This window comes from Aquisalimonas sp., assembly GCF_007120195.1.
Taxonomy (GTDB): domain Bacteria; phylum Pseudomonadota; class Gammaproteobacteria; order Nitrococcales; family Aquisalimonadaceae; genus Aquisalimonas.
In genome coordinates this window covers 1-25,227 of sequence record NZ_SKOG01000145.1, presented here as the reverse complement: position 1 = coordinate 25,227, position 25,227 = coordinate 1, and the positions used below count along the sequence as shown (strand labels likewise).

The 25,227-nt window shown below is 65.8% G+C and carries 26 protein-coding genes and 1 pseudogene; 13 read left to right on the top strand and 14 right to left on the bottom strand.

Translation table 11 applies throughout. The features are described 5' to 3' along the window. The first annotated feature begins 107 nt into the window (after positions 1-107). Entirely contained in the window at positions 108-929 is an 822-nt protein-coding gene (gene cpdA, locus QZT63_RS10765) for a 3',5'-cyclic-AMP phosphodiesterase (RefSeq protein WP_290651059.1), read from the top strand. Positions 930-1,029: 100 nt separating this feature from the next. Then, a complete protein-coding gene (locus tag QZT63_RS10760; RefSeq protein ID WP_290651057.1) occupies positions 1,030-2,220 on the top strand; it encodes a hypothetical protein in 1,191 nt (396 codons plus the stop codon). A 42-nt stretch (positions 2,221-2,262) separates the two neighbouring features. Here QZT63_RS10760 and QZT63_RS10755 read toward each other — a convergent pair whose 3' ends face one another. After that, a complete protein-coding gene (locus tag QZT63_RS10755; protein ID WP_290651055.1) occupies positions 2,263-2,433 on the bottom strand; it encodes a rubredoxin in 171 nt (56 codons plus the stop codon). Between the two features lie 100 nt (positions 2,434-2,533). Between QZT63_RS10755 and thiE the strand changes: the two genes are divergently transcribed. Beyond that, positions 2,534-3,172 (top strand): thiamine phosphate synthase, encoded by a 639-nt coding sequence (gene thiE / locus QZT63_RS10750; RefSeq protein WP_290651053.1) that lies wholly within the window; start codon positions 2,534-2,536, stop codon positions 3,170-3,172. A 120-nt stretch (positions 3,173-3,292) separates the two neighbouring features. Then, positions 3,293-4,579: a glutamate-1-semialdehyde 2,1-aminomutase gene (gene hemL / locus QZT63_RS10745; RefSeq protein ID WP_290651051.1), complete on the top strand. Its 1,287-nt coding sequence runs from the start codon at positions 3,293-3,295 to the stop codon at positions 4,577-4,579. A gap of 9 nt (positions 4,580-4,588) precedes the next feature. Here the strand turns inward: hemL and QZT63_RS10740 are convergent, their stop codons facing one another. The 4 genes from QZT63_RS10740 to QZT63_RS10725 form a co-directional block, all read right to left on the bottom strand. Next, positions 4,589-5,194 carry an LON peptidase substrate-binding domain-containing protein gene (locus QZT63_RS10740; protein WP_290651049.1) on the bottom strand — a complete coding sequence of 202 codons (606 nt, stop codon included), beginning with the start codon at positions 5,192-5,194 and terminating at the stop codon, positions 4,589-4,591. Further along, positions 5,191-5,820, bottom strand: coding sequence for a flavin prenyltransferase UbiX (locus tag QZT63_RS10735; RefSeq protein WP_290651047.1), 630 nt, complete (start codon positions 5,818-5,820; stop codon positions 5,191-5,193). Before QZT63_RS10735 ends, QZT63_RS10740 begins: the two co-directional genes overlap by 4 nt. Further along, on the bottom strand, positions 5,817-7,190 hold the full coding sequence (mpl, locus tag QZT63_RS10730; protein ID WP_290651045.1) for a UDP-N-acetylmuramate:L-alanyl-gamma-D-glutamyl-meso-diaminopimelate ligase: 1,374 nt from the start codon (positions 7,188-7,190) through the stop codon (positions 5,817-5,819). The genes QZT63_RS10735 and mpl overlap by 4 nt, the downstream gene beginning before the upstream one ends. 147 nt (positions 7,191-7,337) lie before the next feature. Beyond that, the gene (locus QZT63_RS10725) at positions 7,338-7,820 is read right to left on the bottom strand and encodes a hypothetical protein (RefSeq protein ID WP_290651043.1); all 483 of its coding nucleotides are present in this window, start codon (positions 7,818-7,820) and stop codon (positions 7,338-7,340) included. A 292-nt stretch (positions 7,821-8,112) separates the two neighbouring features. Between QZT63_RS10725 and QZT63_RS10720 the strand changes: the two genes are divergently transcribed. From QZT63_RS10720 to purD, 8 genes are all read left to right on the top strand, one after another. Next, entirely contained in the window at positions 8,113-9,375 is a 1,263-nt protein-coding gene (locus QZT63_RS10720; protein ID WP_290651042.1) for a 6-phosphofructokinase, read from the top strand. 83 nt (positions 9,376-9,458) lie between these two features. After that, positions 9,459-9,995: an inorganic diphosphatase gene (gene ppa / locus QZT63_RS10715; RefSeq protein WP_290651041.1), complete on the top strand. Its 537-nt coding sequence runs from the start codon at positions 9,459-9,461 to the stop codon at positions 9,993-9,995. Positions 9,996-10,257: 262 nt separating this feature from the next. Further along, on the top strand, positions 10,258-10,590 hold the full coding sequence (locus QZT63_RS10710; protein WP_290651040.1) for a hypothetical protein: 333 nt from the start codon (positions 10,258-10,260) through the stop codon (positions 10,588-10,590). An 8-nt stretch (positions 10,591-10,598) separates the two neighbouring features. After that, positions 10,599-11,489 (top strand): 50S ribosomal protein L11 methyltransferase, encoded by an 891-nt coding sequence (prmA, locus tag QZT63_RS10705; protein ID WP_290651039.1) that lies wholly within the window; start codon positions 10,599-10,601, stop codon positions 11,487-11,489. 39 nt (positions 11,490-11,528) lie between these two features. Then, positions 11,529-12,533, top strand: a complete 1,005-nt coding sequence (locus tag QZT63_RS10700) for a DUF3426 domain-containing protein (RefSeq protein ID WP_290651037.1) — start codon at positions 11,529-11,531, stop codon at positions 12,531-12,533. Between the two features lie 117 nt (positions 12,534-12,650). Beyond that, a complete protein-coding gene (gene fis / locus QZT63_RS10695; protein ID WP_290651036.1) occupies positions 12,651-12,941 on the top strand; it encodes a DNA-binding transcriptional regulator Fis in 291 nt (96 codons plus the stop codon). A gap of 68 nt (positions 12,942-13,009) precedes the next feature. Next, on the top strand, positions 13,010-14,590 hold the full coding sequence (gene purH, locus QZT63_RS10690; RefSeq protein ID WP_290651034.1) for a bifunctional phosphoribosylaminoimidazolecarboxamide formyltransferase/IMP cyclohydrolase: 1,581 nt from the start codon (positions 13,010-13,012) through the stop codon (positions 14,588-14,590). Between the two features lie 47 nt (positions 14,591-14,637). Beyond that, positions 14,638-15,933 (top strand): phosphoribosylamine--glycine ligase, encoded by a 1,296-nt coding sequence (gene purD / locus QZT63_RS10685; protein WP_290651033.1) that lies wholly within the window; start codon positions 14,638-14,640, stop codon positions 15,931-15,933. A 44-nt stretch (positions 15,934-15,977) separates the two neighbouring features. Here purD and QZT63_RS10680 read toward each other — a convergent pair whose 3' ends face one another. Then, positions 15,978-18,011 carry a thioredoxin domain-containing protein gene (locus QZT63_RS10680; RefSeq protein ID WP_290651031.1) on the bottom strand — a complete coding sequence of 678 codons (2,034 nt, stop codon included), beginning with the start codon at positions 18,009-18,011 and terminating at the stop codon, positions 15,978-15,980. Between the two features lie 93 nt (positions 18,012-18,104). Between QZT63_RS10680 and ampD the strand changes: the two genes are divergently transcribed. Further along, positions 18,105-18,686, top strand: coding sequence for a 1,6-anhydro-N-acetylmuramyl-L-alanine amidase AmpD (gene ampD / locus QZT63_RS10675; RefSeq protein WP_290651029.1), 582 nt, complete (start codon positions 18,105-18,107; stop codon positions 18,684-18,686). A gap of 18 nt (positions 18,687-18,704) precedes the next feature. Here the strand turns inward: ampD and QZT63_RS10670 are convergent, their stop codons facing one another. From QZT63_RS10670 to QZT63_RS10635, 8 genes and pseudogenes are all read right to left on the bottom strand, one after another. After that, the gene (locus tag QZT63_RS10670; protein WP_290651027.1) at positions 18,705-19,547 is read right to left on the bottom strand and encodes a symmetrical bis(5'-nucleosyl)-tetraphosphatase; all 843 of its coding nucleotides are present in this window, start codon (positions 19,545-19,547) and stop codon (positions 18,705-18,707) included. A 14-nt stretch (positions 19,548-19,561) separates the two neighbouring features. Next, positions 19,562-19,945 carry a Co2+/Mg2+ efflux protein ApaG gene (gene apaG, locus QZT63_RS10665; protein WP_290651025.1) on the bottom strand — a complete coding sequence of 128 codons (384 nt, stop codon included), beginning with the start codon at positions 19,943-19,945 and terminating at the stop codon, positions 19,562-19,564. Positions 19,946-19,975: 30 nt separating this feature from the next. Beyond that, a complete protein-coding gene (gene tal / locus QZT63_RS10660) occupies positions 19,976-21,079 on the bottom strand; it encodes a transaldolase (protein WP_290651023.1) in 1,104 nt (367 codons plus the stop codon). Positions 21,080-21,346: 267 nt separating this feature from the next. Then, entirely contained in the window at positions 21,347-21,787 is a 441-nt protein-coding gene (locus QZT63_RS10655; RefSeq protein ID WP_290651021.1) for a universal stress protein, read from the bottom strand. Between the two features lie 2 nt (positions 21,788-21,789). After that, positions 21,790-22,620 carry a 16S rRNA (adenine(1518)-N(6)/adenine(1519)-N(6))-dimethyltransferase RsmA gene (gene rsmA, locus QZT63_RS10650; protein WP_290651019.1) on the bottom strand — a complete coding sequence of 277 codons (831 nt, stop codon included), beginning with the start codon at positions 22,618-22,620 and terminating at the stop codon, positions 21,790-21,792. After that, positions 22,617-23,630, bottom strand: a complete 1,014-nt coding sequence (gene pdxA, locus QZT63_RS10645) for a 4-hydroxythreonine-4-phosphate dehydrogenase PdxA (RefSeq protein WP_290651017.1) — start codon at positions 23,628-23,630, stop codon at positions 22,617-22,619. Before pdxA ends, rsmA begins: the two co-directional genes overlap by 4 nt. Before the next feature lie 6 nt (positions 23,631-23,636). Next, entirely contained in the window at positions 23,637-24,911 is a 1,275-nt protein-coding gene (locus QZT63_RS10640; protein ID WP_366636746.1) for a peptidylprolyl isomerase, read from the bottom strand. A gap of 47 nt (positions 24,912-24,958) precedes the next feature. Continuing rightward, positions 24,959-25,227 (bottom strand): annotated as a pseudogene (locus QZT63_RS10635) (LPS-assembly protein LptD); the annotation flags it as partial.

Here is a 25,227-nt window from a genome sequence, read left to right as displayed (position 1 = left end):
CCGGGAAGGCGATATGTGACGGCTGCGGCAGAAAACTAGCCGAAACAGCGCGAAGCTAGCATGATAGCAATCTCAGCGCATGGCAGCATCCAAGAGCGAATTCCAGTATGGAGTCCACGGACTTGCCGCGGGGTCGGCCCTTGCGGGTTCTGCAAATCACAGACACCCACCTGTATGGGGATAGCGGGCGGTTGGCCGGTGTGGATACGGAGGCGACATGCCGCGCCGTCATCGATGCTGTGCGTCAGCGCGCCGCGTGTACTGACCTGCTATTGCTCACTGGCGATCTGGTTCACGACGGTGCCACGGAAACGGATGCCGCCTACCGGGAGGCGAAGCGGCAATTCGATGGGCTGGGTGTGCCGGGGTTGGTGATTCCCGGCAATCATGACGATGCCGAGCGACTGGCGCGCGTATTCCGCAACGGCCCGGTGCAGCGCCGCGATCATTTCATTGCCGGGGACTGGCTGTTCCTCATGCTGGATTCCACGGTGCCGGGGACCACCGGCGGCCATCTGTCCGCCGAGCGGCTTGTGCGCCTGGACAGATGCCTCGCTGCGTACCCGGACCGGCACGCGGTGGTGTGTCTGCACCACCAGCCGTTGCCCGTGGGCTGTGGCTGGATCGACCGGATCGGGCTCGATAATGCCGATGCCTTGTTCGAGGTCTTGGACCGGCACACTCCGGTGCGCGCGCTGATCTGGGGGCATGTGCACCAGGAGTTTGACAGCTGGCGGGGCAGCGTCAGATTGCTGGCGAGCCCGAGTACCTGTGTTCAGTTTCAGCCGCAAAGCGATGACTTCCGTATCGATCCACGCCCGCCTGGATACCGTTGGCTGGTGCTAAGTCCTGATGGCAGCGTACAAACCGGCGTTGAGCGACTGAACGAGGTGCCCGCCGGGCTGGACCTCGGCGTGGCGGGGTATTGACGGCGGCAATTGGTGGGGTGTAACACCCAGCCGCCCGTTGGGTGGTTGGTGGATGCCGGCCCGGTAGCAGGGTGGGCGCGCGCGGGCGAATGGAGGGCGTATGTGCGCAAGGGAAGCGCGGCGTCAGGACGCCGGAGTTGAAGTCGAGCGGCTGAAGCGGGAGCTGGCTGCCGTGCAGCAACGCCTGGAGGAGGAGGTTGCCTACTATCGGGCCCAGACGGAAACGACTCGGCAGCGTGTGCAGGGTGAGCAGCTCCGGGTTCATGCCCAGGAGGTTGCCCGTCGCCGTGAAGTGGAGGATGAGCTTGCGCGAACCCAGAGCGAATTGCGCCAGGTGCGGGAGCAGGCCGAACGCCTGCGACGACGGCACGAGGAGCTCGATCGGCAGTATCAGCTACTGGAGGCTTCGGCCCGTCTGAATGCCGAGGAGCAGGTGGCCCAGACGCGGATCGCCGCCAGAGATGCCTGGCAGAGCGCCGAAGAGGAACTCGCAGCCATGGAAGCCGAGCTGTCGGAGGCGCGGCGTGGCCTGGCGCAGGAGCAGGAGCGCTCCAGGCAGCTGGAGGAGACCCTGGGGAGTATGCAGAGCCTGGAAGGGGCGGGCGAAGAGGATCGACAGGCGGCGTTGCTGGGGGAAGTGACGGCCCTGAAGAAAGCCCTGAACCTCTCCGAGCGCGGGCGCCAGCAGGCCCATAAGCGCGCAGTGAGTCTCGCCGAAAAACTCGTCACGATGCAGGCCGAGCCGCAGGTCCCGAACAGGCCTGCCTTCAGCCGTGGCCGGACTGGGCACTCGGGCGGCACCAGCAACCCGGTCCAGGTGGACCTCAGCGAAGCCAATGCGGTGCTCAGTGGCGCGCAGGCGTCATCTGCTGCGGAGAGTGGCAACACGGCCGAGGCCGATGCGTGGGCCGGGAGTCCGTTTGCCTTCGATGCGGATCTCGCCGATGAGTTCCGCCTGATTCAGGCCGATACCTCGCTGGATCGGCACAAACTCGAGCGCTTGCAGCAGCAGGTGGAAGCAGAGGATCGGCGACAAGCCGAGGAGCACCGCCGCCACGTGGCCGCGTCGCGGCCAAAACCGGCTGTGGTTGCTGAGGCTGAGTTGCAGCAGGCGCGCTTGGGCTCGACGGGTGCGAGCGCACCAGTGCCCCGTCAGCCGCGGGTTCAGGAGAGGAGGTCGCGACAAGCGGTGGTGCGCCGGCGAAGCCACTGGCCGGCGGTTGCTGCACTCCTGACCGTGTTGGGCGCGCTCGGCGCTGGCAGCGCCTGGTATCTCGGAGTCATGTCTTAACGGTCTTCAACGGTGCCCCGACCAGGCTCGTCTGGGGTTGCGTCAGATCTCGATCATCTCGAAGTCTTCCTTGCCCGCACCGCACTCGGGGCAGGTGAAGCTCTCGGGGATGTCTTCCCAGCGCGTGCCTGCTGCAATGCCCTCCTCGGGCAGGCCGTCTTCTTCTTCGTAGATCCAGCCACAGACCACGCACATGTAAGACTTGTATTCCATTGCTGTCGCCCTGATGCTTGGGTGAGGGGCGCATACTCTACCCGGTCCGGCATCTTGCTCCAATCCCGGGCGAGGTGCAGGGCACTGCGCGAGGTGAACCATGGCAGAGGCGAGCGCCATCCGGGGGCTGTACGCGATCACCGACGCCAGGCTGCAGCCGCCCGATCATCTGTTGGCCCGTGTGGAATCGGTGCTCCGTGGTGGTGCGGCCGTCTTGCAATATCGCGACAAGGGTGGGGACCTCGCCCTCCGCGCTCGAGAGGCGGCGGCGTTGCAAGCGTTGTGCCGGGATTACGATGTGCTGTTCGTCGTCAACGACGACGTGGCGCTGGCCGCTGACATCGGGGCGGGGGCGGTGCACCTCGGAGCGGGTGATGCCCCGCTCGCGGCCGCGCGCGCCCGACTCGGGCGGGGGGTGCTCCTCGGCGTCTCCTGTAACGGCTCGCTGGAGCGGGCCGATCGACTGGCGGCCGCCGGCGCCGACTACCTCGCATTCGGTCGCGTGTACCCGTCGCCCACGAAACCACATGCGCCGCCCGTGAGCTGGGAGGCGTTGGCGACGGCGGTCTCCCGTTATACCCAGCCGGTGGTGGCCATCGGAGGCATTTCGCCGGACAATGCGGCGCCGCTGGTGACGCTGGGGGTCGATGCCCTGGCGGTGATCAGCGGTGTCTTCGCCGCCGCGGATCCCCAGATTGCGGCTTGCCGGATTGCGGCGTTGTACCAGCGGGAACCGTAGGCCCGATCCGATGCCTGATACACTGACCTCCCGGGGGCGCCTGCCCTTGGCAAGCGGGCCGGCTGACCTGGGTCCGATGATTCGCCGTTTAATGCTGCAGCGCGGGAGGAAGACAAGCCCATGAAACACTCCGAGACCCTGTTTGCGGCCGCTAGCCAGCACATTCCCGGGGGGGTGAACTCGCCGGTGCGCGCCTTCCGCGGTGTCGGGGGCACGCCGGTATTCATGCGACGCGCCCAGGGCCCTTACCTCTACGACGAAGACTACCAGCGCTACATCGACTATGTCGGCTCCTGGGGGCCCATGATCCTCGGGCATGCGCATCCGGAAGTGGTAGAGGCCGTGCAGCAGGCCGCGGCGCACGGCTTGAGTTTCGGTGCGCCGACCGAGGCCGAGACGCGCATGGCGCAGCAGATCAAGGCCCATGTCCCGTCCATGGAGATGCTGCGCATGGTCAGCTCCGGCACGGAAGCGACGATGAGTGCCCTGCGCCTGGCGCGCGGCTATACCGGCCGTGACAAGGTGATCAAGTTCCAGGGCAACTACCATGGCCACGTGGACGCACTGCTGGTGAAAGCCGGCTCCGGGGCGCTGACCCTGGGCAACCCCACCTCGCCCGGTGTGCCGGCGGCGGTGGTCGCCGACACCATCACGCTCACTTACAATGATCTGGACTCCGTGAAGGCGGCATTTCAGGCATACGGTGACGGCATCGCGGCCGTCATCCTGGAGCCCGTTGCCGGCAACATGAATCTGGTACCGGCGGAGGCGGAATTCCTTGAGGGCATTCGAGCGCACTGCACCCGCAACGGTAGCGTCCTGATTTTCGACGAGGTCATGTCCGGGTTCCGTGTGCATCTGGGCGGCGCCCAGACCCGGTACGGCGTGACGCCCGATCTGACCTGTCTCGGCAAGGTTGTCGGCGGCGGCATGCCCGTCGGGGCGTTCGGTGGGCGCCGGGAGATCATGGAACAGTTGTCCCCCCTGGGCCCGGTCTATCAGGCCGGCACGCTATCGGGGAATCCCGTGGCCATGGCGGCGGGGCTGAAGACCCTGGAAGTGCTCTCGCGGCCGGGCACCTTCGAGGCGTTGGAAACCAGCACGCGTACCCTGGCCGAGGGGTTGCGGGAACGGGCAGGGCAGACCGGGATTGCGCTCCAGGTCAACCAGATGGGCAGCATGCTGGGCCTGTTCTTTACGGAGGATGGCCCGGTGCGGACCTATCAGCAGGTGGTGGACAGCGACACGGCGCGTTACGGGCGCTTCTTTCATGGCATGCTGGAGTACGGGGTGTATATGGCGCCGGCGGCGTTCGAGGCGAGCTTCGTCTCCACCGCCCATGACGACGGTGTCATTGAGCTGACGCTGGATATGGCGGCGAAGGTGTTTCAGCAGCTGCGGGGGTGATTCCGCGGTTCACGGCAGGCAGAGCTGCGGGAGCAACGCTCGCAGCGCAAGCAGACGGTCCATGGGGTTGTCCATGGCCAGGAGCTGCTGTTTGCGTCCCAGTGTGATCGGCATAGCCTCCGCCAGGCGCCCGCTGAGCCACTCGGCGTCCTGATCGTTGCGGGTACAGTGATCGTAGCCCAGCTCGCTCATGGCCATGATGCGCTCCAGGAGCATGGTGATGTCCTCGGGTTGCGGGGGTAGCGGCGCGGTTGCCGCTGACGGCGCCACATGGACCTCCGCCAGGCGCAGCCGGTCAGGTGCCAGCCAGGTGCGGCTGATGCGAAATCGCTCGGTGCCCAGGGCGAGAATACCCAGCAGCCCGTCCTGCCCCTGCTCCCAGTCCACGATGTGCGCCAGCGTGCCCAGCAGATGCGGCGTGGCCGCTTCTCCCACTTCGCTCCCCTCACGAATCAGGCACACGCCGAAGGTGGTGTCCTGACGCAGGCAGCGGCTGACCATGTCCACGTAGCGCGCCTCGAAGATGCGCAGCGGCAGCGGGCCACCGGGGAACAACACCGTTCTGAGGGGAAATATGGGCACCGCGTCCCGGACCACCGGCTGCTGCAGCGTCACTGCGTGGGTCCCCGTGCCTCGCCCCAGCGTGGCATGAGATCCTGGGAGATATGCAAGTGGTCGAGGATGCGGGCGACGACAAAATCCACGAGATCCTCGATGCGCTGGGGCTGATGGTAAAAACCAGGGTTTGGCGGCATGATCGTGGCCCCGGCGCGGCTCAGCCGCAGCATATTCTCCAGGTGGATGGTGGAGAACGGCATCTCCCGTGGAGCGAGGATCAGGTCGCCGCGTTCCTTGAGGACGACATCTGCCGAGCGTTCGATGAGATTGTTGCTGGTGCCGGCGGCCAGGGCTGCCAGCGTGCCCGTGGTGCAGGGGCAGATGACCATGCGCCGCGGTGCGCCGGAACCGGAGGCGCAGGCGGCGGTCCACTCGTTTTGCCCGAGCACGCGCAGTTGTCCATCGTGGGCGCCGTAGCGCTGCGTGAGCAGGCGTTCGGCGTCACGGTTGCGGCCCGGGAGCTGTTCGTTGGTTTCCGTGCCGATGACCACGCGGGCCGGATCCGAGATGAGCAGTTGCACCGGCCGATCCGCGGCCAGCAGGCAGGCCAGCAACCGGAAGCCGTACTGCGCACCGGATGCGCCGGTGAACGCCAGGGTTACGCCGTGCTCGCGCAGCCTCATGATCCGCAGTGCTCCACTGGCAATTGGTGATACGCGGCCAGGGCATCCAGGAGCTTGTTGTGGATGCCGCCAAAGCTGCCGTTGCTCATGACGACGATGGTATCGCCCGGTCGCGCCGCGTCGACGATGTGCATCACCAGGGTATCCAGCTCCGTGGCCCAGGCTGTGGGCATCGGCATGGCGTCGAGCAGCTCGCTGACCGACCAGTCGATCCCCGGCGGCTGAAACAAAAAGGCGGCGTCCGCCGCTGCCATGGCCGTCGGAATAGCGCGCCGCTGGGTGCCCAGGCGCATGGTGTTCGACCGCGGTTCCAGCACGGCGAGCAAGCGGCCCGGCCGAGCCGGCTTAAGCGCCTCCAGCGTGGCGCGAATGGCTGTCGGGTGGTGGGCGAAATCATCCAGCACCTGGATGCCGTTGACCTCCCCGCGCAGCTCCTGGCGTCGGCGCAAGCCCCGAAACCCGGCCAGCGATTTCAGCCCCTGATCGAGCGGTACCCCCGCGTGACGCGCGGCGAGCAGCGCGGCCAGGGCGTTGGATGCGTTGTGGCGGCCGTGAAGTGACCACCGCATCGGGGCGTGGAGGACTTCCCCTTGGGCTACCGCGTAGCCGCCATCCGCGGCTTGCAGGTGCCAGCCGGCGGGGTCATCCAATGCTTCCAGCTCACTCCAGCAGCCCATATCCAGCACGGGGCGCACGCCGGGATGCTGCACCGGGGCGATGATGCGGCCACTCGGCGGGACGGTGCGCACCAGGTGGTGGAACTGGCGCTGGATGGCTGCGAGATCGGGGAAGATGTCCGCGTGGTCGAACTCCAGATTGTTGATCACCAGTGTCTGTGGCCGGAAGTGGACGAATTTGGAGCGCTTATCGAAAAAGGCGCTATCGTATTCATCCGCTTCGACGACAAAAAACGGGCCGCCGCCCAGCCGTGCGGAGACATCGAAATTCCCGGGGACGCCCCCGATGAGAAACCCAGGCTCCAGCCCCGCGTTTTCCAGCAGCCAGGCCAGGATTCCGGCCGTGGTGGTCTTGCCGTGGGTGCCGCTAATGGCCAGGACCCAGCGGCCCCGCAGTAGGTGGTCGGCAAGCCACTGCGGTCCAGAGGTATACGCAATGCGGCGGTCCAGCACGGACTCAACCAGAGGATGGCCGCGGGAGAGGACGTTGCCGATGATGACACAATCCGGCGCCGGCTCCAGCTGTCCCGGATCATCGTCTGCCTCAACGGCAATGCCCTGGGTGGCCAGCAGGTCGCTCATGGGAGGGTAGACGCCCCGGTCGGAACCGCTCACGTGATGCCCGGCCTCCCGCGCGAGCAGCGCCAGGCTGCCCATGAACGTGCCGCAAATGCCCAGAATGTGTACGTGCATCGGGGAGCGTGCCTCCGTGGCATTGGGTGCATCAAGCCTGGGCGTCATGAGGTGCCTGTGGCGCGCCGGCAAAAATAGCTCGTCGCCGCCCGTGTTAGAGGCTACCGGAGCTGTCATGCCTTGGGTAGAGCGCCCGCAAGGGCGGGCTCAGCGGCCGGTGACCAGCAGTGACAGCATGGTATAGACAACCGCCACCAGCACACCTCCGGCCAAGGGCAGGTTCAGCGCATGGCGGAAGATATGCCCCTTGATGGCGATGCTCCACAGCCACAGAATCAGCAGCGCCAACTGGAGGGCCGGCGAATCACCATCGGCGGTCGCGAGCAACAGCGGTGCCGCCGGCAGGAGCACCACCAGGTCGGTGCCAAACAGCGCGGACGCCGTTTGTACAAACCGCGCTGTGCCGCCACGCAGGCTTAGCGCCAGCCACGTGAACAGCAGGGCGAAGCCCGTCGCCAGGGTGACCTCCACCGCCACCATGCCTTCCGGGACCAGTTGGTCGAGCAGCAGCACACTGGCGGTCCAGCCCAGCGCGACCAGCGCCGCCAACAGGCCAGCGGCAGCGGGAAGGGCCTGCGGTCCTTCCTGAAACAGACAAATACGGATCAGGGTGTGGACAAGTTGCATCATTGCGGTTCCCGGTTGACGTCTTTTCGGCGACCTTCTCACGGGCCGTCTGCAGTGTTCGCGGGCGGTGTCCCGGAATCGTGCCGGCCTTTGCTCAAGAGCGTAGCCGCTAATGGCTTGACCGGCCGGATTTCGACAAGGCTGCGGTTTGAGCTATCCTTGCGGCGCTTCCAGTGTCTGCGGGGCTACCACTCATGCTCGCGACGCTGCCATGCTAAGGTCGTACGTGGGATGCCTGAGCTTGTTGTGGCGCCCAGGGAGAGTTCGCTCAGTTTAAGCCAGCGAGGGCCAGCCTATGCCTCCAAGGAATGCCTTGTACGCCCAGTCCGGTGGCGTCACATCCGTTGTGAATGCCAGTGCCTGCGGCGTGATCGAAGCCGCACGTCAGCATCCGGACCAGATCGGTCACCTATACGCGGGCCGCTACGGGATCATGGGTGCCCTTAGGGAAGACATGATCGACACCGGTCAGGAATCCGTCGAAGCCATTGCCGCGCTTCGGTACACACCCGCCGGCGCATTCGGATCCTGCCGGTACAGGCTGAAGGGCCTGGAGGAAAACCGGCTGGAATACGAGCGCCTGATCGAGGTGTTCGCGGCCCACGACATCGGCTACTTCTTCTATAACGGCGGCGGGGACTCTCAGGACACTGCGCTCAAGGTCTCACAGCTCGGCGAGCACATGGGGTATCCGATCACCTGCCTGGGTATTCCCAAAACGGTGGACAACGACCTGGCCGGCACCGATTGTTGCCCCGGGTTCGGTTCTGCCGCCAAGTATGTGGCCGTCTCGACCCGTGAGGCTGGGCTGGACGTGCGCTCCATGGCGGAATCCTCGACGAAGCTCTTCGTGCTTGAGGTTATGGGGCGCCATGCCGGCTGGATCGCGGCCGCTGCCGGGCTGGCCGCCCAGGAGCCGGGGGATCCGCCCCATGTGATTCTCCTGCCCGAGGTGCCTTTTGATCGCGATGCCTTCCTGGCCACGGTCAAGAATAGCGTGGAGCGCTTTGGTTATTGCGTGGTGGTCGTCTCGGAGGGGCTGCGGGACGAGCAGGGGCGGTTCATTTCCGACGCCGGCAGCCAGGATGCCTTTGGCCACACCCAACTGGGTGGAGTTGGCCCGGTCATCGCGCGGATGTGCACAGATGCCCTCGGCTACAAGCATCACTGCGCCGTCGCCGATTACCTGCAGCGCGCGGCGCGCCATATTGCCTCCAAGACGGACGTGGATCAGGCCTATGCCGTCGGGCGCGCTGCCGTGGAAATGGCGCTGGCCGGACGCAATGCAGTGATGCCCACCATCGTGCGCATGGCCGATCACCCGTACCAGTGGGACATCGGTGAGGTGCCATTGAGCGAGGTGGCCAACGTCGAACGCAAGATGCCCGCCTCCTACATCCGCCAGGACGGCTTTGGCATTACCGAGGCTGGGCGCCGTTACCTGCAGCCGCTCATCCAGGGCGAGGACTACCCGCCATACCGGGACGGTCTGCCTGAATACGTTACGCTTAAGAATGTGTCCGTGCCCAAACGGCTGGGGACACCATTCGACATCTGAGTTTTTTGTACAATACTCGTTAATTGCCACGGTCATGCCGTCAGTCCACATCTTAGAGACAACGACGCAACAGGGAATCGCTTATGAATGTTGACAATATCCCCGCTGGCAAGTCCGTCCCGGACGACATCAACGTGATCATCGAAATTCCGCAGAACGCTGATCCAGTCAAGTACGAGGTGGACAAGGACAGCGGCGCGCTGCTCGTCGACCGGTTCATGTACACGGCCATGCACTATCCGTGCAATTATGGCTACGTGCCGCACACGCTATGTGGCGACGGTGACCCCGCCGACGTGCTCGTGATTGCACCGTTCGGCCTGATCCCGGGCTCGGTGATCAGCGCTCGCCCGGTGGGCGTGCTGGAGATGAGCGACGAGGCAGGCGAGGATGCGAAAATTATCGCTGTGCCCGTGAGCAAGCTCACGCCGCTGTACGACCACGTGAAGGAGCCCTCCGATCTGCCACCGCTGGTGCTGGATCAGATTGCGCACTTCTTCGAGCACTACAAGGACCTGGAGAAAGGCAAGTGGGTGAAGATTGAGGGCTGGAAGGGCGCCGAAGCGGCCCGCCAGGAGCTGCGTGACGCCGTGGAGCGCCACAACAGCAAGGCCGGGTAGGGCCGTGCGCGGCCCACGGGCCCGTTTGCGATTTGTGGCCGCGGTCACGAGTGAGCGTGATTGACCCCATCGAGGGGGTGCATTGTGTCGCCGGCTGTGGTGCCATGGGAGGTGAAGGTTCTGCGAACAAAGTTTCGCAGGGGGTGGACATGAGCAATAGCAAGCCTATAATTGGCGCCATCGTGCAGTGCAACATATTGATGGTGATTAAAGGCTTCAAATGGACTCACGGCCCCACAATTCGGTAGGCGGAGTTGGCTTCATGGCAACAGCAGAGGTCATGGGCAAGCGGCGTCTTGAAGAGGAAAACCGGGCGTATCGAGCCACCGGCGGCGTGAGCGAGAACAACCGCGGCCTGGGGTTTCGTCCTGCATTCAAGGACGGCGAAACGGGGGAGATCTATCCTTCGCTGAACGCCAAGGGTTCGCCCTGCCCGTTTCATTGCCTCGACGGGCTTCCGGCGGAGGTCGTGACAGAGCGTGGGAGCAGCGGCCACGTGACCTGCGTCAAGGCCTCACTCGAGGCGGGTTTCGAGCGCGAGGGCGAATTCTTTACCCGCGCCCAGGCGGCGGATCTGGTGGCACGCGGCGAATAGGACGGTCCATGCAACATCGCCAGATTCGGTGCACGCTGCCCGCGCAGGCCTGTGCCTTCGTCGAACCCGTGCTCCTCAACCAGGGTGCGTATGCGGTGACCTTGCAGGATCCGGGCGGCGAGCCCATCCTGGAGCCCGATCTCGGCACTAATCCCCTCTGGGATACCGTGGTGGTGATGGCATTATTCGACGGTGACGCCAACGTCTCGCATATTCGCTCCCGGCTCGAAGAGACCCTCGGCGACGGTATCATCAGGGACTGGCGCGAAGAGACAATTCCGGATCAGGACTGGGAACGTGCCTGGATGGATGCCTTCGAGCCCATGCGCTTTGGCAAGCGGCTGTGGGTCTGCCCCAGCACCCATTCGCCCCCCGACCCTAAAGCCATCACCATCCGGCTGGATCCCGGGCTGGCCTTCGGCACCGGGAGCCATCCCACCACGTCCCTATGCCTCAGTTGGCTCGATCGCCAGCAGCTTGAGGGTGCGCGCGTGCTCGATTACGGTTGCGGCTCGGGCATCCTCGCCATCGGGGCACTCCTCCTGGGCGCTGCGCAAGCCCATGGCGTGGATAACGATCGCCAGGCCCTGTTGGCCAGTCGCGACAACGCGCAGCGCAATGGTGTTTCGGCGCGTCTGTTTCTGCACGGTGCCGAGGAGCCTGCTCTGCCGGTGGCGGAGGTCCTGGTGGCGAACATCCTCTCGGGCACGCTCATAGAACTCGCGCCGCGCCTGACGGCCCTCATACGACCCGGTGGCCGGGTGGCGCTGTCCGGTATTCTCGAACAGCAGACGGGTGCCGTCACCGCCGCATACGCCGACCATGTGGACTTCGACAGGCCTCGGTTCAAGGACGGCTGGACATTACTGCCGGGCGTGCGGCGAAGCGGGGCAATGTAGCCGGGCGCGGGTCGAGCGGGGCGGTTACAGGACACTAGTATGTATACGCAGTGCCCATCGTGCGCCACGGTGTTCCGGATCGAGGACGATGCGGTCACCGGGGCCAGCGCGCAGGTGCGCTGCCGGCATTGTCGACAACGCTTCGATGCCCGCGACCGGCTGGTAGCAGGCCCCTCCGAGCCGGGGTCCGAGCCGGGGAAAGACGGGTTGCCGCAGCCGGCAGCGACACGCGAACGCCGGCCGCAGCGGCAGATTGACTGGACCTCCGGTCCGGTACCTGTGGTCCCCGGGCGCCCTCGCGGCGCGCCTCCCCCGCAGCCTTCAACCCCCCGGCCGCAGGAGCGTGACGCCGATGCGCACCGCCGCGGTGTGGCTGCCACGCCCGGTACCGATGACACGTCGCGCATCTCGTCAGGCCAGACGCCGGACGTGCCGGCCCCTGCTGTGGCCGCCGATGACCCTATGGAGGCGCCGGCGCACACCGCTGCCCGGCTCGCCGAGGACTGGCAGGAGCTGTACCGCCAGGAGATCGAAGCCGCCCCGGTTGCGGCCTCGCCGCGTCGCCTCTGGTGGTACCCGCTCTGGCTGGCGGGCATTGTTGCGCTGCTGGTCACGTTGGCTGTGCAGGCGGCCTACATCAAACGCGAGGATCTGGCCATGGATCCACGCTGGCGGCCCTGGGTGGACACACTCTGCACGGTGGCCGGCTGCCAACTGCCCCTCATGCGGGACGTGGGTCAGCTGCGGCTGCTGCACGGGCAGGTCAGCGCCCATGCGGAGATTGAGGGCGCGCTGGTGGCCACGGCCTCACTGGTCAACGCAGCGGATTTCCGCCAACCTTATCCGTTGCTTGGGCTGACGCTTCTGGATGATGGCCGGGAGGTCGCCGGGGAAGGCTGGTACCATCCTGAGGACTACCTCGGGGATTCAGAGCAACGCGATCGGTGGCATCGCGGAATGGTACCAGGGGTGGCGGTGCGCGTTCGAGTGGTGCTCGAAGACCCGGGCAGTGGTGCACACCAGTACGTGTTCGACCTGCGCTGATGTTGGACCGCATGCCCCGGAGGGTGGCCGGCCATTTCTCGGGGCAGGCCTTTGGGGTATGATGCGGACCCCCGTTAGGCTCACGAGCCGAGAGTGTGATCCAAGGTGATGGATGGAATGAACGAGCAGCTCAGTCGATTCCAGCAGGGCGACGCGCAAGCCGACGAGGAACTCGGCGTCGGGCCCATCCAGGCATGTGTGGATGGCGCGGTACGGGATTATCTCTTCCAGCTTGATGGGCATGAATGCAGCGATCTGCACAATCTCGTGCTCGCGGAAGTGGAGCCACCGCTGCTGCGGGCCGTTCTCGAATACTGCCACGGCAATCAAACGCGCGCTGCGCGGCTGCTCGGTTTGAACCGCGGCACCCTGCGTAAGAAGCTTCTGCACTACGACATCAGCACCTGATTCCGACGCCTGCGGATCGGCTATACTGCAACCCCCGTGCTGTTCAACCCGCGAGGACTCCGTTGGGAATGAGTGCTTCTCCCCGTCTGCGCCCCGTCCGCCGCGCCCTGATCAGCGTCTCCGACAAGACCGCCATTGTCGATTTCGCCCGTGCCCTGGTTCGCCGCGGCGTGGATCTCATCTCGACGGGCGGCACGGCCCGCGCCCTGCGGGAGGCCGGGCTGGCCGTGCGGGACGTCGCGGACGTCACCGCTTTCCCTGAGATCATGGCCGGCCGGGTCAAGACGCTGCATCCCAAGATCCACGGGGGGCTACTCGGTCGCCGCGAGACGGATGACGCCGTTATGACCGAGCACGGCATCGCTGCCATCGACCTGTTGGTGGTGAATCTGTATCCCTTCGAGCAGACCGTGGCGCAGCCGGACTGCAGCCTCGCCGACGCCGTGGAGAGCATCGATATCGGCGGACCGGCCATGGTCCGCGCAGCGGCCAAGAACCATGACGGCGTCGCCGTGGTGACGGACCCGGGGGACTATGACCGGGTGCTGGAGGAGCTGGCTCGCGACGACGGCCTGACCTTTGCGCTGCGCTTCGAGCTCGCCGTCAAGGCCTTCGAGCATACGGCCGGGTACGACGGCGCCATCGCCGCCTATCTGGCCCGGTTGAACCGGGAGCCGGCGCCGGAGGCTTACCCTGCCACGCTCAACCTGCGGTTCCTGCGGGCGCAGGAGATGCGCTACGGCGAGAACCCGCACCAGCGCGCTGCCTTCTACCGGGAGCAGCTGCCCGCTGAACCCTGCGTTGCCACGGCGCGTCAGCTCCAGGGCAAGGCGCTGTCTTTCAACAACGTCGCCGACACGGACGCGGCGCTGGAGTGTGTTAAGCGCTTTCAGCAGCCCGCCTGCGTGATCGTCAAGCATGCCAACCCCTGTGGGGTCGCCGAGGCGACGGATGTGCGCACCGCCTACGGGCGCGCCTTCGCCTGCGATCCGACATCCGCTTTCGGCGGTATTATTGCCTTCAATCGGCCCCTCGATGCTGACACCGCCCGGCTGGTCGTCGAACGCCAGTTTGTGGAGGTGATCATCGCCCCGGGGGTCGCCGATGATGTGCCCGGAATCGTCGCCGCACGCAAGAATGTGCGCCTGCTGTGCTGCGCCCAGTGGCCGGCGCAACGCCAAGGGCAGCAGGACTTCAAGCGCGTCACGGGCGGGCTGCTGGTGCAAGATAGTGATAGTGCCCGCGTAGCCGATGCGCAGTTGCAGGTGGTGAGCCAGGTGGGGCCCGACGCCCATACATTGCGCGACCTGCGCTTCGTCTGGGAGGTGGTGCGGTTCGTCAAGTCCAACGCGATTGTCTACGGCCGCGATGGACAGACCATCGGTATTGGTGCCGGGCAGATGTCGCGCGTCTGGAGCGCACGCTTGGCGCGTGACAAGGCCGTGGATGCCGGGCTCGAGGTGCGTGGCGCGGTCATGGCCTCGGACGCCTTCTTCCCCTTCCGCGACGGCATCGATCAGGCGGCGGAGGCGGGTATCCGCGCGGTCATCCAGCCTGGCGGCTCCGTGCGCGATGATGAGGTCATTGCGGCGGCGGATGAGCATGGCCTGGCCATGGTGTTCACCGGCATGCGTCATTTTCGGCACTGACCGCCGAAGCGTACGGAACCCATCGAGCAAGTAGACGCAGGCGCTCTATGAACATACTCATTATCGGCGGTGGCGGTCGTGAACATGCCTTGGCCTGGGCGGCGGCCCGTTCGGAGCGTGTGGAGCGGGTGTACGTCGCACCCGGGAACGCGGGTACGGCCTTGGAGCCGAAATGCACCAACGTCCAGGTGGGCGCCGAGGATGTGCCGGCACTCGTGGCGTTGGCCCGGGACTACGCCGTGGATCTGGCGGTGGTCGGGCCGGAGGCGCCGCTGGTTGCGGGTGTGGTGGATGCGTTCCGCGATGCCGGGCTGCGGTGCCTTGGCCCCACTACGGCGGCGGCCCAGCTGGAGGGGTCCAAGTCGTTCGCCAAGGAATTCCTTCGCCACCACGATATCCCCACGGCGCAGTTTGCCACCTTCACCGATTCCACGCAGGCGCATCACTACATCGCCGAGCGTGATGCGCCCTTGGTGGTAAAAGCGGACGGCCTGGCCGCCGGCAAGGGGGTCGTGGTGGCGCATACCATTGATGCCGCCCTCGCGGCGGCGGAGCGCATGCTGGACGCGAACGCCTTCGGTGATGCCGGCGCGCGCGTGGTGGTGGAGGACTTTCTGGAGGGCGAGGAGGCGAGCTTCATCGTGTTGGTGGACGGTGAGCACGTGCTGCCCCTGGCTACGTCACAGGACCACAAGGCGCGGGATGACGGCGATGTCGGTCCGAACACCGGTGGTATGGGCGCCTATTCGCCGGCGCCGGTGATTACTCCGGCGGTGCACCAGCGGGTCATGCGGGAGATCATAGAACCGGCGGTTCGAGGCATGGCCCGGGAGGGCCATGCCTACACGGGCTTCCTCTACGCCGGGCTGATGATTACGCCCGACGGCGTGCCCAGGGTGCTGGAGTTCAACTGCCGCCTGGGCGACCCGGAAGCCCAGCCGCTGCTGATGCGGCTCCGCTCGGACTTCACGGAGCTCTGCGATGCGGCCATTGATGGCCGGCTGCACACCGTAACGCCGGAGTGGACGCCCGAGGCGAGCCTGGCCGTCGTGCTTGCGGCCGGCGGATACCCAGGTCGCTATCGCAAAGGTGATTTAATTCAGGGGTTGCCGGAGCGGGAATCGCCCCGTGCCAAGGTGTTCCACGCCGGTACAGCCCGCGACGCCGCCGGCAACATCGTGACCAGCGGTGGCCGGGTGTTGTCTGCCTGTGCGCTCGGAGCGACTGTGCAGGATGCTCAGGCCCACGCCTATAGGCTGGCGGAAGCCATCCACTGGGACGGCGTTTATTATCGGCGCGACATCGGCCATCGCGCCATCGATCGCGATGGCAGCTCGCCTTAACGCCTCAGGCATTCGCCAACAAAGGGAACCTGAGTGAACGGAAGCTAGTACGCCTCCGGGCCGTGCAGGCGCTCACGGAGGCTCTCCAGTGATGTGATGGGCGCCTGGCAGACCGATCCTTCACACAGTTGCGCCGTCACCGCTGTTCCCGGATCGCCCGGGTCGCAGACGATCAGCCGGTTCGGGGCATAGGACCGCTCGAGATCCTGTTGCCAGCGGCGACAGGTGTCAGCGTCGCCCTGCAGAACGATAATGCGCGGCGGCTGCAGCACGGCCTCCAGGCCACTGAGCAGGGTTGCGTGGGCGTGGGGTAGCCGGCTGATGGCCGGCCAGGCACCGCGAACGGCGCGCTCGCCGGCGGTGATGTACTCGGGGTGGCCGGTCAAGTGGCCGAACTGGAGCAACGCGCGCGCGGCGATGCCATTGCCGGCGGGTAGGGCATCGTCAGTGAGCGGGCGGCTGCGCGTGATCAGCGCTTCGTGATCGTCGGCGGTGAAGAAAAAGCCGCCGTGCTCGCGGTCCTCGAACCCGTCGAGCAAGCGTTGCGCCAGGCTGTGGCCGAACGCCGCGGTGTCTTCCTCCCAGCGGCACTGGAGCAGCTCGATTACGGCGTCCAGCAGGAAGGCGTGGTCGTCCAGGTAGGCGGGCAGCTCTGCCGTGCCGTCGCGCCAACTGGCCAGCAGGCGGTCATCCCGCCACAGCGCGACGCGGATAAAGCCGAGGCCGTCCGCGGCTGCGCGGGAGTACTCATCGCGCTCCAGCAGTCGGCCGGCACGGGCCAGCCCGCGGAGCATCAGGGCGTTCCAGCTCGTCAGCACTTTCTCATCGCGTAGCGGCCACACGCGCTTCGCGCGGGACCGATAGAGCTTGTGCCGGGCACTGTCCAGCCGCTCGCGGATCACCTGCTGGGGCTGGCGCAGTTCTTTGGCCAACTCGGAGATGGAGGCGTGCACGTGGAAGTGCCAACGGCCCTCGAAGTTCGGGGGATCGTTCAGTCCAAAGCGTGCCGCGACCATGGCATACTCCTCGGGCGTGAGCAGCCCGCGCACCTGCTCGCGCGTCCACACGTAAAAGCGGCCCTCCTCGCCTTCGGAGTCGGCGTCCAGGGCGCTGTAGAACCCCCCCTCGGGGGCGCGCATCTCCCGCAGGGCCCATGCCGCTGTCTCCTGGGCCGTGCGCGCAAACAGGTGATCGCCGGTGGCCTGCCAGGCGTCGGTATACAGCGCCAGCAACAGGCCGTTATCACAGAGCATTTTCTCGAAATGCGGGATCATCCAGTAGTCGTCAACGGAATAGCGCGCGAAGCCGCCACCGATCTGATCGTTGATCCCGCCCAAGGCCATTCGGCGCAGCGTGGTGCAGGCCATGTGCAGCGATTGCCGGCGCTCGGACGGCTGCGCCGCGTAGTCCCTGAGCAGCCGGTCCAAGAGGCTCGGTTGCGGGAACTTCGGCGCCTGACCGAAGCCGCCGTGGTCGGCATCAAACTCGGCGGCCAGCGCTTCGCGTGCCTCGGTGAGCGGATGCGCGTCCAGTTCGGTGTCGGCACAGCCTGGTGCGGCGTTAATCTTCTGGAACGCAGCGAGCACTTCGGCATTCTGCTCGCGCAGCGCGTCGCGCCGGTCACGGTAGAGTGCGGCGACGCGCTCCAGCAGATCGGCAAACCCCGGCAGGCCGTGGCGCGGCTGCCGCGGGAAATAGGTGCCGCCGAAGAACGGCACCTGATCGTCCGGAGTCAGGAACATCGTCAGCGGCCAGCCGCCGCCGCGACGGGTCAGGAGTTGATGGGCAATCTGGTAGATGCGGTCCAGGTCCGGGCGTTGCTCCCGGTCCACCTTGATGTTCACGAACAGGCGGTTCATCACCGCAGCCACCTCGGGGTCTTCGAAGGACTCATGGGCCATGACATGGCACCAGTGGCACGCCGCATAGCCAATGGACAGGAGAATCGGCCGATCTTCCCGGCGCGCGCGCTCCAGCGCCTCGTCACACCATGGATACCACTCCACGGGGTTGTTCGCGTGCTGCTGGAGGTAGGGGCTGGTTGCCCCGGCGAGACGGTTGCGTTGGCTGCTTCTCATGAATCCTCCGCCGGCGGTGCAACGCTCCCATAGCGGCCGGTCTCGATGGGGATGGTAACATTTCACAGGGCGGCGGAGCGGGGGAGTGGCTGCATGCCGAATCGACTGGTGGTAAACCGCGAAACAGGCCTGGTGGTCGGGGCACTGCAGGCCCACTCACCGAATCAGGACGCTCGGCCGGCGGGGGTGGTCCCCGATCTGCTTGTCCTCCACGGCATTAGTCTGCCTCCGGGCGAGTTCGGGGGCGGCGGTGTGCACGCGCTGTTCACGAACTGTCTGGATCCCGCGGCCCACCCTTTCTATGCGGGGATTGCCAGCATGCGTGTCAGTGCCCATCTGTTTCTGCGCCGCGACGGCGCCCTGATCCAGTACGTGCCTGTTCACCGGCGTGCCTGGCACGCCGGGCACTCCAGCTGGCACGCTCGTCCCGCCTGCAACGACTACTCCCTAGGCATTGAGCTGGAGGGAACCGATGAGACGCCCTACAGCGATGCCCAGTTCGACGTCCTCGGCCCGCTATGCCGGGGGCTCATGGCCGCGTTTCCCGCCATCACCCAGGAACGCATCGTGGCGCACAGTGACATCGCGCCGGGGCGCAAGACCGATCCCGGCCCGGCATTCGACTGGGAGCGGCTGCGACAAGGCCTCCCTGCAGGTCCGGCCGTGGTGAGATGATCGCTGCCGAGGTCCCGGTCAACCGCCGGGCTTCAAAGCGCCGGGGCACTTGAAGGCGGTTCGTTCGCGGCTGCCATCGAGCCGCAGCGCGGTTAGGCAGCCGCCCCACAGGCAACCCGTGTCAATGGCCACGAAACCCTCGCCTTCGGCGAACCCCAGTGTGGACCAGTGGCCGCAGACGACGATCAGCGGCTCACCCACAGGTTTGCGCCCGGGAACCTGGAACCAGGGCACGTGCCCGTGTGGGCGGGTTTCCGGTGAGCCCCTGTAATCCATGAGCAAGCGGCCTTCGGCATCGCAGTAGCGCATGCGCGTCAAGGCATTGACGATAAAGCGCAGCCGGTCCCAGCCGGTGAGCTCCGGAGACCAGCGATTGGGGTGATCCCCGTAGAGATTGGCCATGAAGGCGTCGAACTCCGCTTCCGGGGCCCGCAGGATGGTTTCCGCTTCCCGGGCAAGAGGCCTCGCCTCGGACAGCGTCCAGCGCGGGTACAGACCGGCATGCAGCATGGCATAGCCGAGCTCGCGGTCCTCGTGCAGCAGTGGCCGGTACCGAAGCCAGTGCAGCAGTTCATCTGCGTCCGGGGCGTCCAGAATCTCCTGCAGCGTGTCGGCCGGCTTGAGCTGGGCATGGCCGCGCCACGCGGCAAGCAGGTGGATATCGTGGTTGCCAAGGATGGTGATGGCGCTATCGCCCAGGGACTTGACGTAGCGCAGCGCGTCGAGTGACTCCGGGCCGCGGTTGACGATGTCACCCACGAACCAGATGACGTCTTCCAGCGGGTTGAAGCGCAACTGGGCGAGCAGTCGCTGTAGCTCGGAGTTGCAGCCCTGGATGTCTCCAATGCAGTATACGGCCACGTCGCAAACAGGCCCTAGTGCAGCGTGCGCGGGCCGGCAAGCGTAAACGGCGGGATTTCCGCCGTGAACGTCACGCCGTCGTCCGCGAGCAGTTCGTAAGTCCCGTGCATACTGCCGATCGGTGTCTCCAGCATGGCGCCACTGGTGTAACGAAAGCCCTTGCCCGGCTCCAGATGCGGTTGCTCGCCCACCACGCCCTCGCCGTGGACTTCCCGCTCGTCACCATTGGCATCCGTAATGATCCAGTGCCGGCTGATCAGGCGCGCGGAGACATCGCCCATGTTGCGAATGGTGACGGTGTAGCTGAAGACGAAGCGTTCCTCGTCCGGCTCGGATTCGTCATCCATGTAAGCCGGTTCCACATCCACTTCAATGTTATAGCGTTGGTGTTGTGTCATTTCCGCCATCATTGAGCTCATCCGCCGGGTTCAGGCCGCCAGGGATCTGGCCTTTTCCTCCAGGCTCCGGAGCAGGTTGTTGTATGAGTCCAGGAAGGACTGCACGCCGTCGCGCTCCAGCTGCGCCGTCACGGCAGCCATATCGATGCCAGCCGACTCCAGGCGCTTGAGGATATGGGGTGCCTGATCGATCCCTTCGTGAATGCGTGCCCGCGGCTCACCGTGGTCCTTGTACGCCTCGTAGGTCGCCGGCGGCAGGGTGTTGACCGTGCGGTCGCCGATCAACGCCTCCACGTAGAGGACATCGCTGTAGTCGGGGTTTTTGGTTCCGGTGCTGGCCCATAGCAGGCGTTGTTCTCGCGCACCCAGGTCGCGCAGGTCGGCGAAACGCCTGCCATCGAAGATGTCTTCAAAATGCGCGTAGGCGCGCTGTGCGTTGGCAATGGCGGCGGTGCCGCGCAGCTCGGCCAGGCTGTCGTCGAGTTGCGGGTCGATGGCGCTATCCACGCGGCTGACGAAGAAGCTCGCCACCGAGCGCACGTGGGACACACGCTCGCCGCGCCGTGCGCGCTGCTGCAGCCCCGCCAGGTAGGCATCCACCACCTCGAGGTAGCGTTGCACTGAGAACAGCAGTGTTACGTTGACGTTGATGCCGAGGGCAATCAGCGTCTCGATCGCCGGCACGCCTTGTTTGGTGGCGGGTACCTTGACCATGACATTCGGGCGATCGATCCAGGCCCACAGCCGCCGCGCCTCCGCAATGGTTGCGTCGGTGTCACGGGCGAGCGCTGGCGAGACCTCGATGCTCACCATGCCGTCGACGCCTTGCGTGCGGTCGTATACCGGGCGTAGGACATCCGCAGCGTCGCGGATGTCAGCCACGGCCAAATGATTGAAGAGCTCCCCCGCCGACAGCGATGGCTCCTCCTGGAGCGCCCGGGCTATGGCCGCATCGTAGGTGTCACCGCGGGAGATGGCCTTGTCGAAGATAGTCGGATTGGACGTCACGCCCCGCAGATCGTCTTCCATGACCATCCGTGCGAGTTCGCCTGCGTCGAGCATGTCACGGTGGATGTTGTCGTACCACACGCTCTGCCCGAGCTGGCCAATCTGTTTCAGCGAATTCGTGCTCATGGGGACGCTGTTGCCTCAATGGATCAGTGTCGCGATTGGGTTCCCGGAATTGAAGTCCGGCCATTCCCGCATCCGCTAGTCTAACGGTTTGCGCGCCCTCCAAAAAGAGCCGGGACTCGGCGCCAAGTCGCAAAACTCGAAATCCGAATGCGTCAAACAATCAATGAGCCACCCTGGGGGTGCCTGTTTCGGTAACAGCAGGCGCCCTCGGGTCGTCTCCCGCGGGCCGATCCGCTGTTCGTTCGGGTGGAAGCGTCGGGGTGCGGATCACGGGTTGTTGAGCCGCACCGCGAGAACATCGCACGGGGCGCCATGCAGCACGGCGTTGGCGGTGGACCCGAGCAATAGTGCCAGGCCATGGCGGCCGTGGCTGCCGACAACGATGAGATCGGCGCCGATCGCCTCCGCGTGCTCGAGAATCGCCTGTTTGGTGTAACCGGCGGCCACGTGCTGCTGCGCATGGCCGAGTTGCTCGCTGTGCGTGTACGTGCGCAGGCGCTCCCGTGCCGTTGCCATCATTTCCTCGTGGAGGTCGCTCTGCGGCGACCCGAGGAATTCTCCCGCGACATCGATGGGAACGGTTTCGACGACGTGCACCAGGTGCAGCGTCGCCTCGCTGGCGTGGGCGAGCGCGCGCGCGCGTGCGGCGATGAGACTTGCGTCCGCCGAAAAATCAACAGCCAGGAGAATGGTGTTGTACGGCGTCACCGTTATCTCCCGTCACGGTTCCATGCACCAGTGTAATGCTCTGGGCTGTCCGCATCGCGGAGTGCCGCCGCGAGGCAGCGGAATGCCGCAAGGCTGAGTTGCTCCGGCCGTGCACCGGGGTCGATGCCGCAAGCCGGAAATGCCGAGGGCGGCACAAGCTCACGGAGGGTCTTGCGCAGGGTCTTGCGGCGCTGGCCAAAGGCCTCCGTAACCACGCGAGCCAACTGCACCGCTTCCTCGGGGCTGGTGAGGCCGGGGGCATGGGGTGTGAGCCGCACGATAGCGGACTCCACAGCCGGTACGGGGTGAAACGCACCCGGGGCGACCGTGAACAGCCGCTTGACCTGGCAGTGGTACTGCGTCATGACCGACAGGCGGCCGTATGTCCGGCTCCCGGGTGGCGCGATCATGCGGTCGACGACCTCACGTTGTAGCATAAAGTGCATGTCACGGATGAGCTCGGCCTGCTCCAGCAGGCGAAAGATCAGCGGCGTGGAGATGTTGTAAGGCAGGTTGCCAACGAGCCTCAACCCGGCGCCCTGGTGGCATTGGGCCACGTCGAACGTGAGGGCGTCCCCCTGGTGGAGCACAATGTCGCCGTGCGGCGCACACACCTCCCGCAAGCCGTCGAGCAGGTCCCGATCCATTTCGATCGCTTCCACGCGTCCGCAGGCCTGCAAGAGCGGGACCGTGAGCGCGCCGCGGCCTGGTCCAATCTCCACGAGCGGGTCGTCTGGCATCGGCGCAATCGCGCCGATAACGCGCCCGATAGTGCCGCGGTCGTGCAGAAAATTCTGCCCGAACCGCTTGCGGGGCCGGTGTGTGCTGGTCATGACGATGCCTCGATGGCCTTGTCGTGCCGGGCCCGCTCGACCAGCTCACGGGCCATACGCACGGCTGCTTGCAGGCTTCCTGTGCGCGCGGTGCCGGTTCCGGCGAGCGGCAGCGCTGTGCCGTGGTCGACGGAGGTGCGGATGATGGGGAGTCCCAGCGTGACGTTGACCGCCTCGCCGAAACCCGCGTGCTTGAGCACGGGCAGCCCCTGGTCGTGATACATGGCGAGCACGGCGTCGGCCCGCGCGAGGTTGTCTGGGGTGAACAGTGTGTCCGCCGGCAGCGGGCCCCTCAGGTCCAGTCCCTGGTTGCGCAGGGCGTCCAGCACGGGGGTGATGATCTCGATTTCCTCACGTCCCAAGTGCCCGTGCTCCCCCGCATGGGGGTTGAGACCGCAGACCAGAATGCGTGGCTGCGCGAGACCGAAGGTCCGGCGCAGATCACGCGCCAGGATTGTGGTGACCTGGGTCAGACGGTCCACGGTGATGGCATCGGCCACGTCGCGTAATGGGAGATGCGTTGTAACCAGGGCGACGCGCAGCGCCGGCGTCGCCAGCATCATCACCGGCATGGGTGCGCCCGTGAGGGCAGCAAGGAATTCGGTATGGCCTGAGAAGGCGATTCCGGCGTCGTTGAGGACGCTTTTCTGGACTGGCGCAGTGACGAGCGCGTCGTACTGGCCTTGCCAGACCCCCTCTGCGGCCAGGCGGAGCATGTCCACCACCGCCGGTCCGTTCGCCGAATCGAGGGTCCCCGGACACACCGGGTTCGCAACTGGGACCGGCAGGACATTGAGCGCTCCCGGCGCGCCGACCTCCCCAGGTGTCGCCAGGGTGCGAATCCGCACGTGACCGATGCCGAGCTGTCGAGCCCGGCAGGCCAGCACGTCCGGATCGCCGACGGCGACCACGTCGGATAACCCACCCCGGGCGGCTAACATCACCACCAGATCCGGACCGATGCCGGCAGGCTCGCCCACAGTCAATGCGATCACGGCTTGTCGGGTCATCAGAGGTCAGTTACCAAGACGAACTTCCACATAGGCGTCGTCGCGCAGCTGCCGCAGCCAGCTCTCCAGGGTTTCTTCGCTCTTGCGTTCCCGGATCTGCTGGGCGGCCCGGGCTCGTCGCCGCTCTGCAGTACCGTCGTGCTCGCGGCGCTCTTCGACCTGCACGACGTGCCAGCCGAATTGCGTTTCGAAGGGTTCGCTGATCTCGCCGGGCTCCAGACTGTCCATGACCTCCTCGAACTCGGGGACCAGCTGCCCGGGGTTGATCCAGTCCAGCTCCCCACCCTGAGAGGCCGTGCCGCGATCATCGGAGTGGGCGCGCGCCAGATCACCGAAGGACTCACCCTGGTCGATACGCTCGCGCAGATTCTCAAGACGCGTGCGCGCGTCTTGCCGGCTGACGACTTCGCTGGGCTGTATGAGGATATGCCGGGCGCGGGTCTGCTCAACGATCTCCTGGTCGGCCGCACGGGTATCCACCAGCTTCACGATATGGACACCGCTGGAACTGCGGATCGGGCCCGCGATCTCGCCGCTCCTAAGGCTCATGACCTCGTCCTGAAACATGCTGGGGAGCTCGCCGGCCTGGCGCCAACCCAAGTCGCCTCCTTCCAGTGCATCCTGGGCATCGGAGACTTCGGCGGCCACCCTGGCGAAGTCGTCCTCGCCGTCGCGCAAGCGGCTTACAATCGCCTCCGCGCGCTCTTGCGCCGCCTCGGCCTCCTCCGGCGCGGCAGCCTCGGGCAGGCTGATCAGAATGTGGGCGACGCGGAATTCGGTATCGTCTTCGCGTCCCACACGGCTTTCCAGGAACTCCTCGATGTCCCGCGACGTGACGTCGATCTGGCGCTGCACCTGCTGCTGATGCAGGCGCTGCAGTTTGATGTCGGTCCGCAAATCTTCGCGAAAACGGGAGAAGTCGATGCCCTCCTGGGCCACAGCCTGGCGGAATTGAAGCAGCGTCATGTTGTTCTGCTGGGCAATCCGCTGCATGGCCGCATTCAACGTGTTGTCGTCCACCGAAATGCCCATGCGGTTTGCGTGAGCGAGCTGCAGCCGCTCCATGATCAGCTGTTCCATAACCTGATTCACCAGCGCGTCCTGGGGTGGCGGTTGGCGGTTTTGTGCCCGCATGCGCTGTTCTACGTTCGCCACTTCAGCCCGCAGCTCCGATTCCAGAATCACGTCCTCGTTCACCACGGCGACGATGCGCTCGAGCGTCTGTGCGGCCGCAGGTGGCGCGCCGGTCAGGAGCACCGCCGTGAGCAGCATGACAATCAGCCCCAGCCCCGTTGGCCGAAGCGCGCCTTGCCTGTCATTCAACGCCGTTACCTCCCCCTGCCATATCCGAAGATGGAGTCCTCAAGAAAGCCCTGGATGTCGTCTCCCAGCGAACCCAGGCCGCGCAGTTCGAACTGCACCATGATGGAGCGCTCTGCGTCGACGTTCGGCTCCTCCCGAAAATACCGCCCCAGCACCCTAACACTCCAGCAACAATCGCGATATTGTAGACCGCCAAAGCTCTCCAGTGTTCGATCCTCGAGCATGGAAAAGCGCCATCCCCCGAGCACGTGCCAGCGCGGGTGCAATGGCCAGG

What these genes read in the sequence shown, in the direction of transcription:
- cpdA (WP_290651059.1), top strand. Translation starts at nt 108, where the DNA reads ATGGAGTCCACGGACTTGCCGCGGGGTCGGCCCTTGCGGGTTCTGCAA.
- QZT63_RS10760 (WP_290651057.1), top strand. Translation starts at nt 1,030, where the DNA reads ATGTGCGCAAGGGAAGCGCGGCGTCAGGACGCCGGAGTTGAAGTCGAG.
- QZT63_RS10755 (WP_290651055.1), bottom strand. Translation starts at nt 2,433, where the DNA reads ATGGAATACAAGTCTTACATGTGCGTGGTCTGTGGCTGGATCTACGAA.
- thiE (WP_290651053.1), top strand. Translation starts at nt 2,534, where the DNA reads ATGGCAGAGGCGAGCGCCATCCGGGGGCTGTACGCGATCACCGACGCC.
- hemL (WP_290651051.1), top strand. Translation starts at nt 3,293, where the DNA reads ATGAAACACTCCGAGACCCTGTTTGCGGCCGCTAGCCAGCACATTCCC.
- QZT63_RS10735 (WP_290651047.1), bottom strand. Translation starts at nt 5,820, where the DNA reads ATGAGGCTGCGCGAGCACGGCGTAACCCTGGCGTTCACCGGCGCATCC.
- mpl (WP_290651045.1), bottom strand. Translation starts at nt 7,190, where the DNA reads ATGCACGTACACATTCTGGGCATTTGCGGCACGTTCATGGGCAGCCTG.
- QZT63_RS10725 (WP_290651043.1), bottom strand. Translation starts at nt 7,820, where the DNA reads ATGATGCAACTTGTCCACACCCTGATCCGTATTTGTCTGTTTCAGGAA.
- QZT63_RS10720 (WP_290651042.1), top strand. Translation starts at nt 8,113, where the DNA reads ATGCCTCCAAGGAATGCCTTGTACGCCCAGTCCGGTGGCGTCACATCC.
- ppa (WP_290651041.1), top strand. Translation starts at nt 9,459, where the DNA reads ATGAATGTTGACAATATCCCCGCTGGCAAGTCCGTCCCGGACGACATC.
- QZT63_RS10710 (WP_290651040.1), top strand. Translation starts at nt 10,258, where the DNA reads ATGGCAACAGCAGAGGTCATGGGCAAGCGGCGTCTTGAAGAGGAAAAC.
- prmA (WP_290651039.1), top strand. Translation starts at nt 10,599, where the DNA reads ATGCAACATCGCCAGATTCGGTGCACGCTGCCCGCGCAGGCCTGTGCC.
- QZT63_RS10700 (WP_290651037.1), top strand. Translation starts at nt 11,529, where the DNA reads ATGTATACGCAGTGCCCATCGTGCGCCACGGTGTTCCGGATCGAGGAC.
- fis (WP_290651036.1), top strand. Translation starts at nt 12,651, where the DNA reads ATGAACGAGCAGCTCAGTCGATTCCAGCAGGGCGACGCGCAAGCCGAC.
- purH (WP_290651034.1), top strand. Translation starts at nt 13,010, where the DNA reads ATGAGTGCTTCTCCCCGTCTGCGCCCCGTCCGCCGCGCCCTGATCAGC.
- purD (WP_290651033.1), top strand. Translation starts at nt 14,638, where the DNA reads ATGAACATACTCATTATCGGCGGTGGCGGTCGTGAACATGCCTTGGCC.
- QZT63_RS10680 (WP_290651031.1), bottom strand. Translation starts at nt 18,011, where the DNA reads ATGAGAAGCAGCCAACGCAACCGTCTCGCCGGGGCAACCAGCCCCTAC.
- ampD (WP_290651029.1), top strand. Translation starts at nt 18,105, where the DNA reads ATGCCGAATCGACTGGTGGTAAACCGCGAAACAGGCCTGGTGGTCGGG.
- apaG (WP_290651025.1), bottom strand. Translation starts at nt 19,945, where the DNA reads ATGACACAACACCAACGCTATAACATTGAAGTGGATGTGGAACCGGCT.
- tal (WP_290651023.1), bottom strand. Translation starts at nt 21,079, where the DNA reads ATGAGCACGAATTCGCTGAAACAGATTGGCCAGCTCGGGCAGAGCGTG.
- rsmA (WP_290651019.1), bottom strand. Translation starts at nt 22,620, where the DNA reads ATGACCAGCACACACCGGCCCCGCAAGCGGTTCGGGCAGAATTTTCTG.
- pdxA (WP_290651017.1), bottom strand. Translation starts at nt 23,630, where the DNA reads ATGACCCGACAAGCCGTGATCGCATTGACTGTGGGCGAGCCTGCCGGC.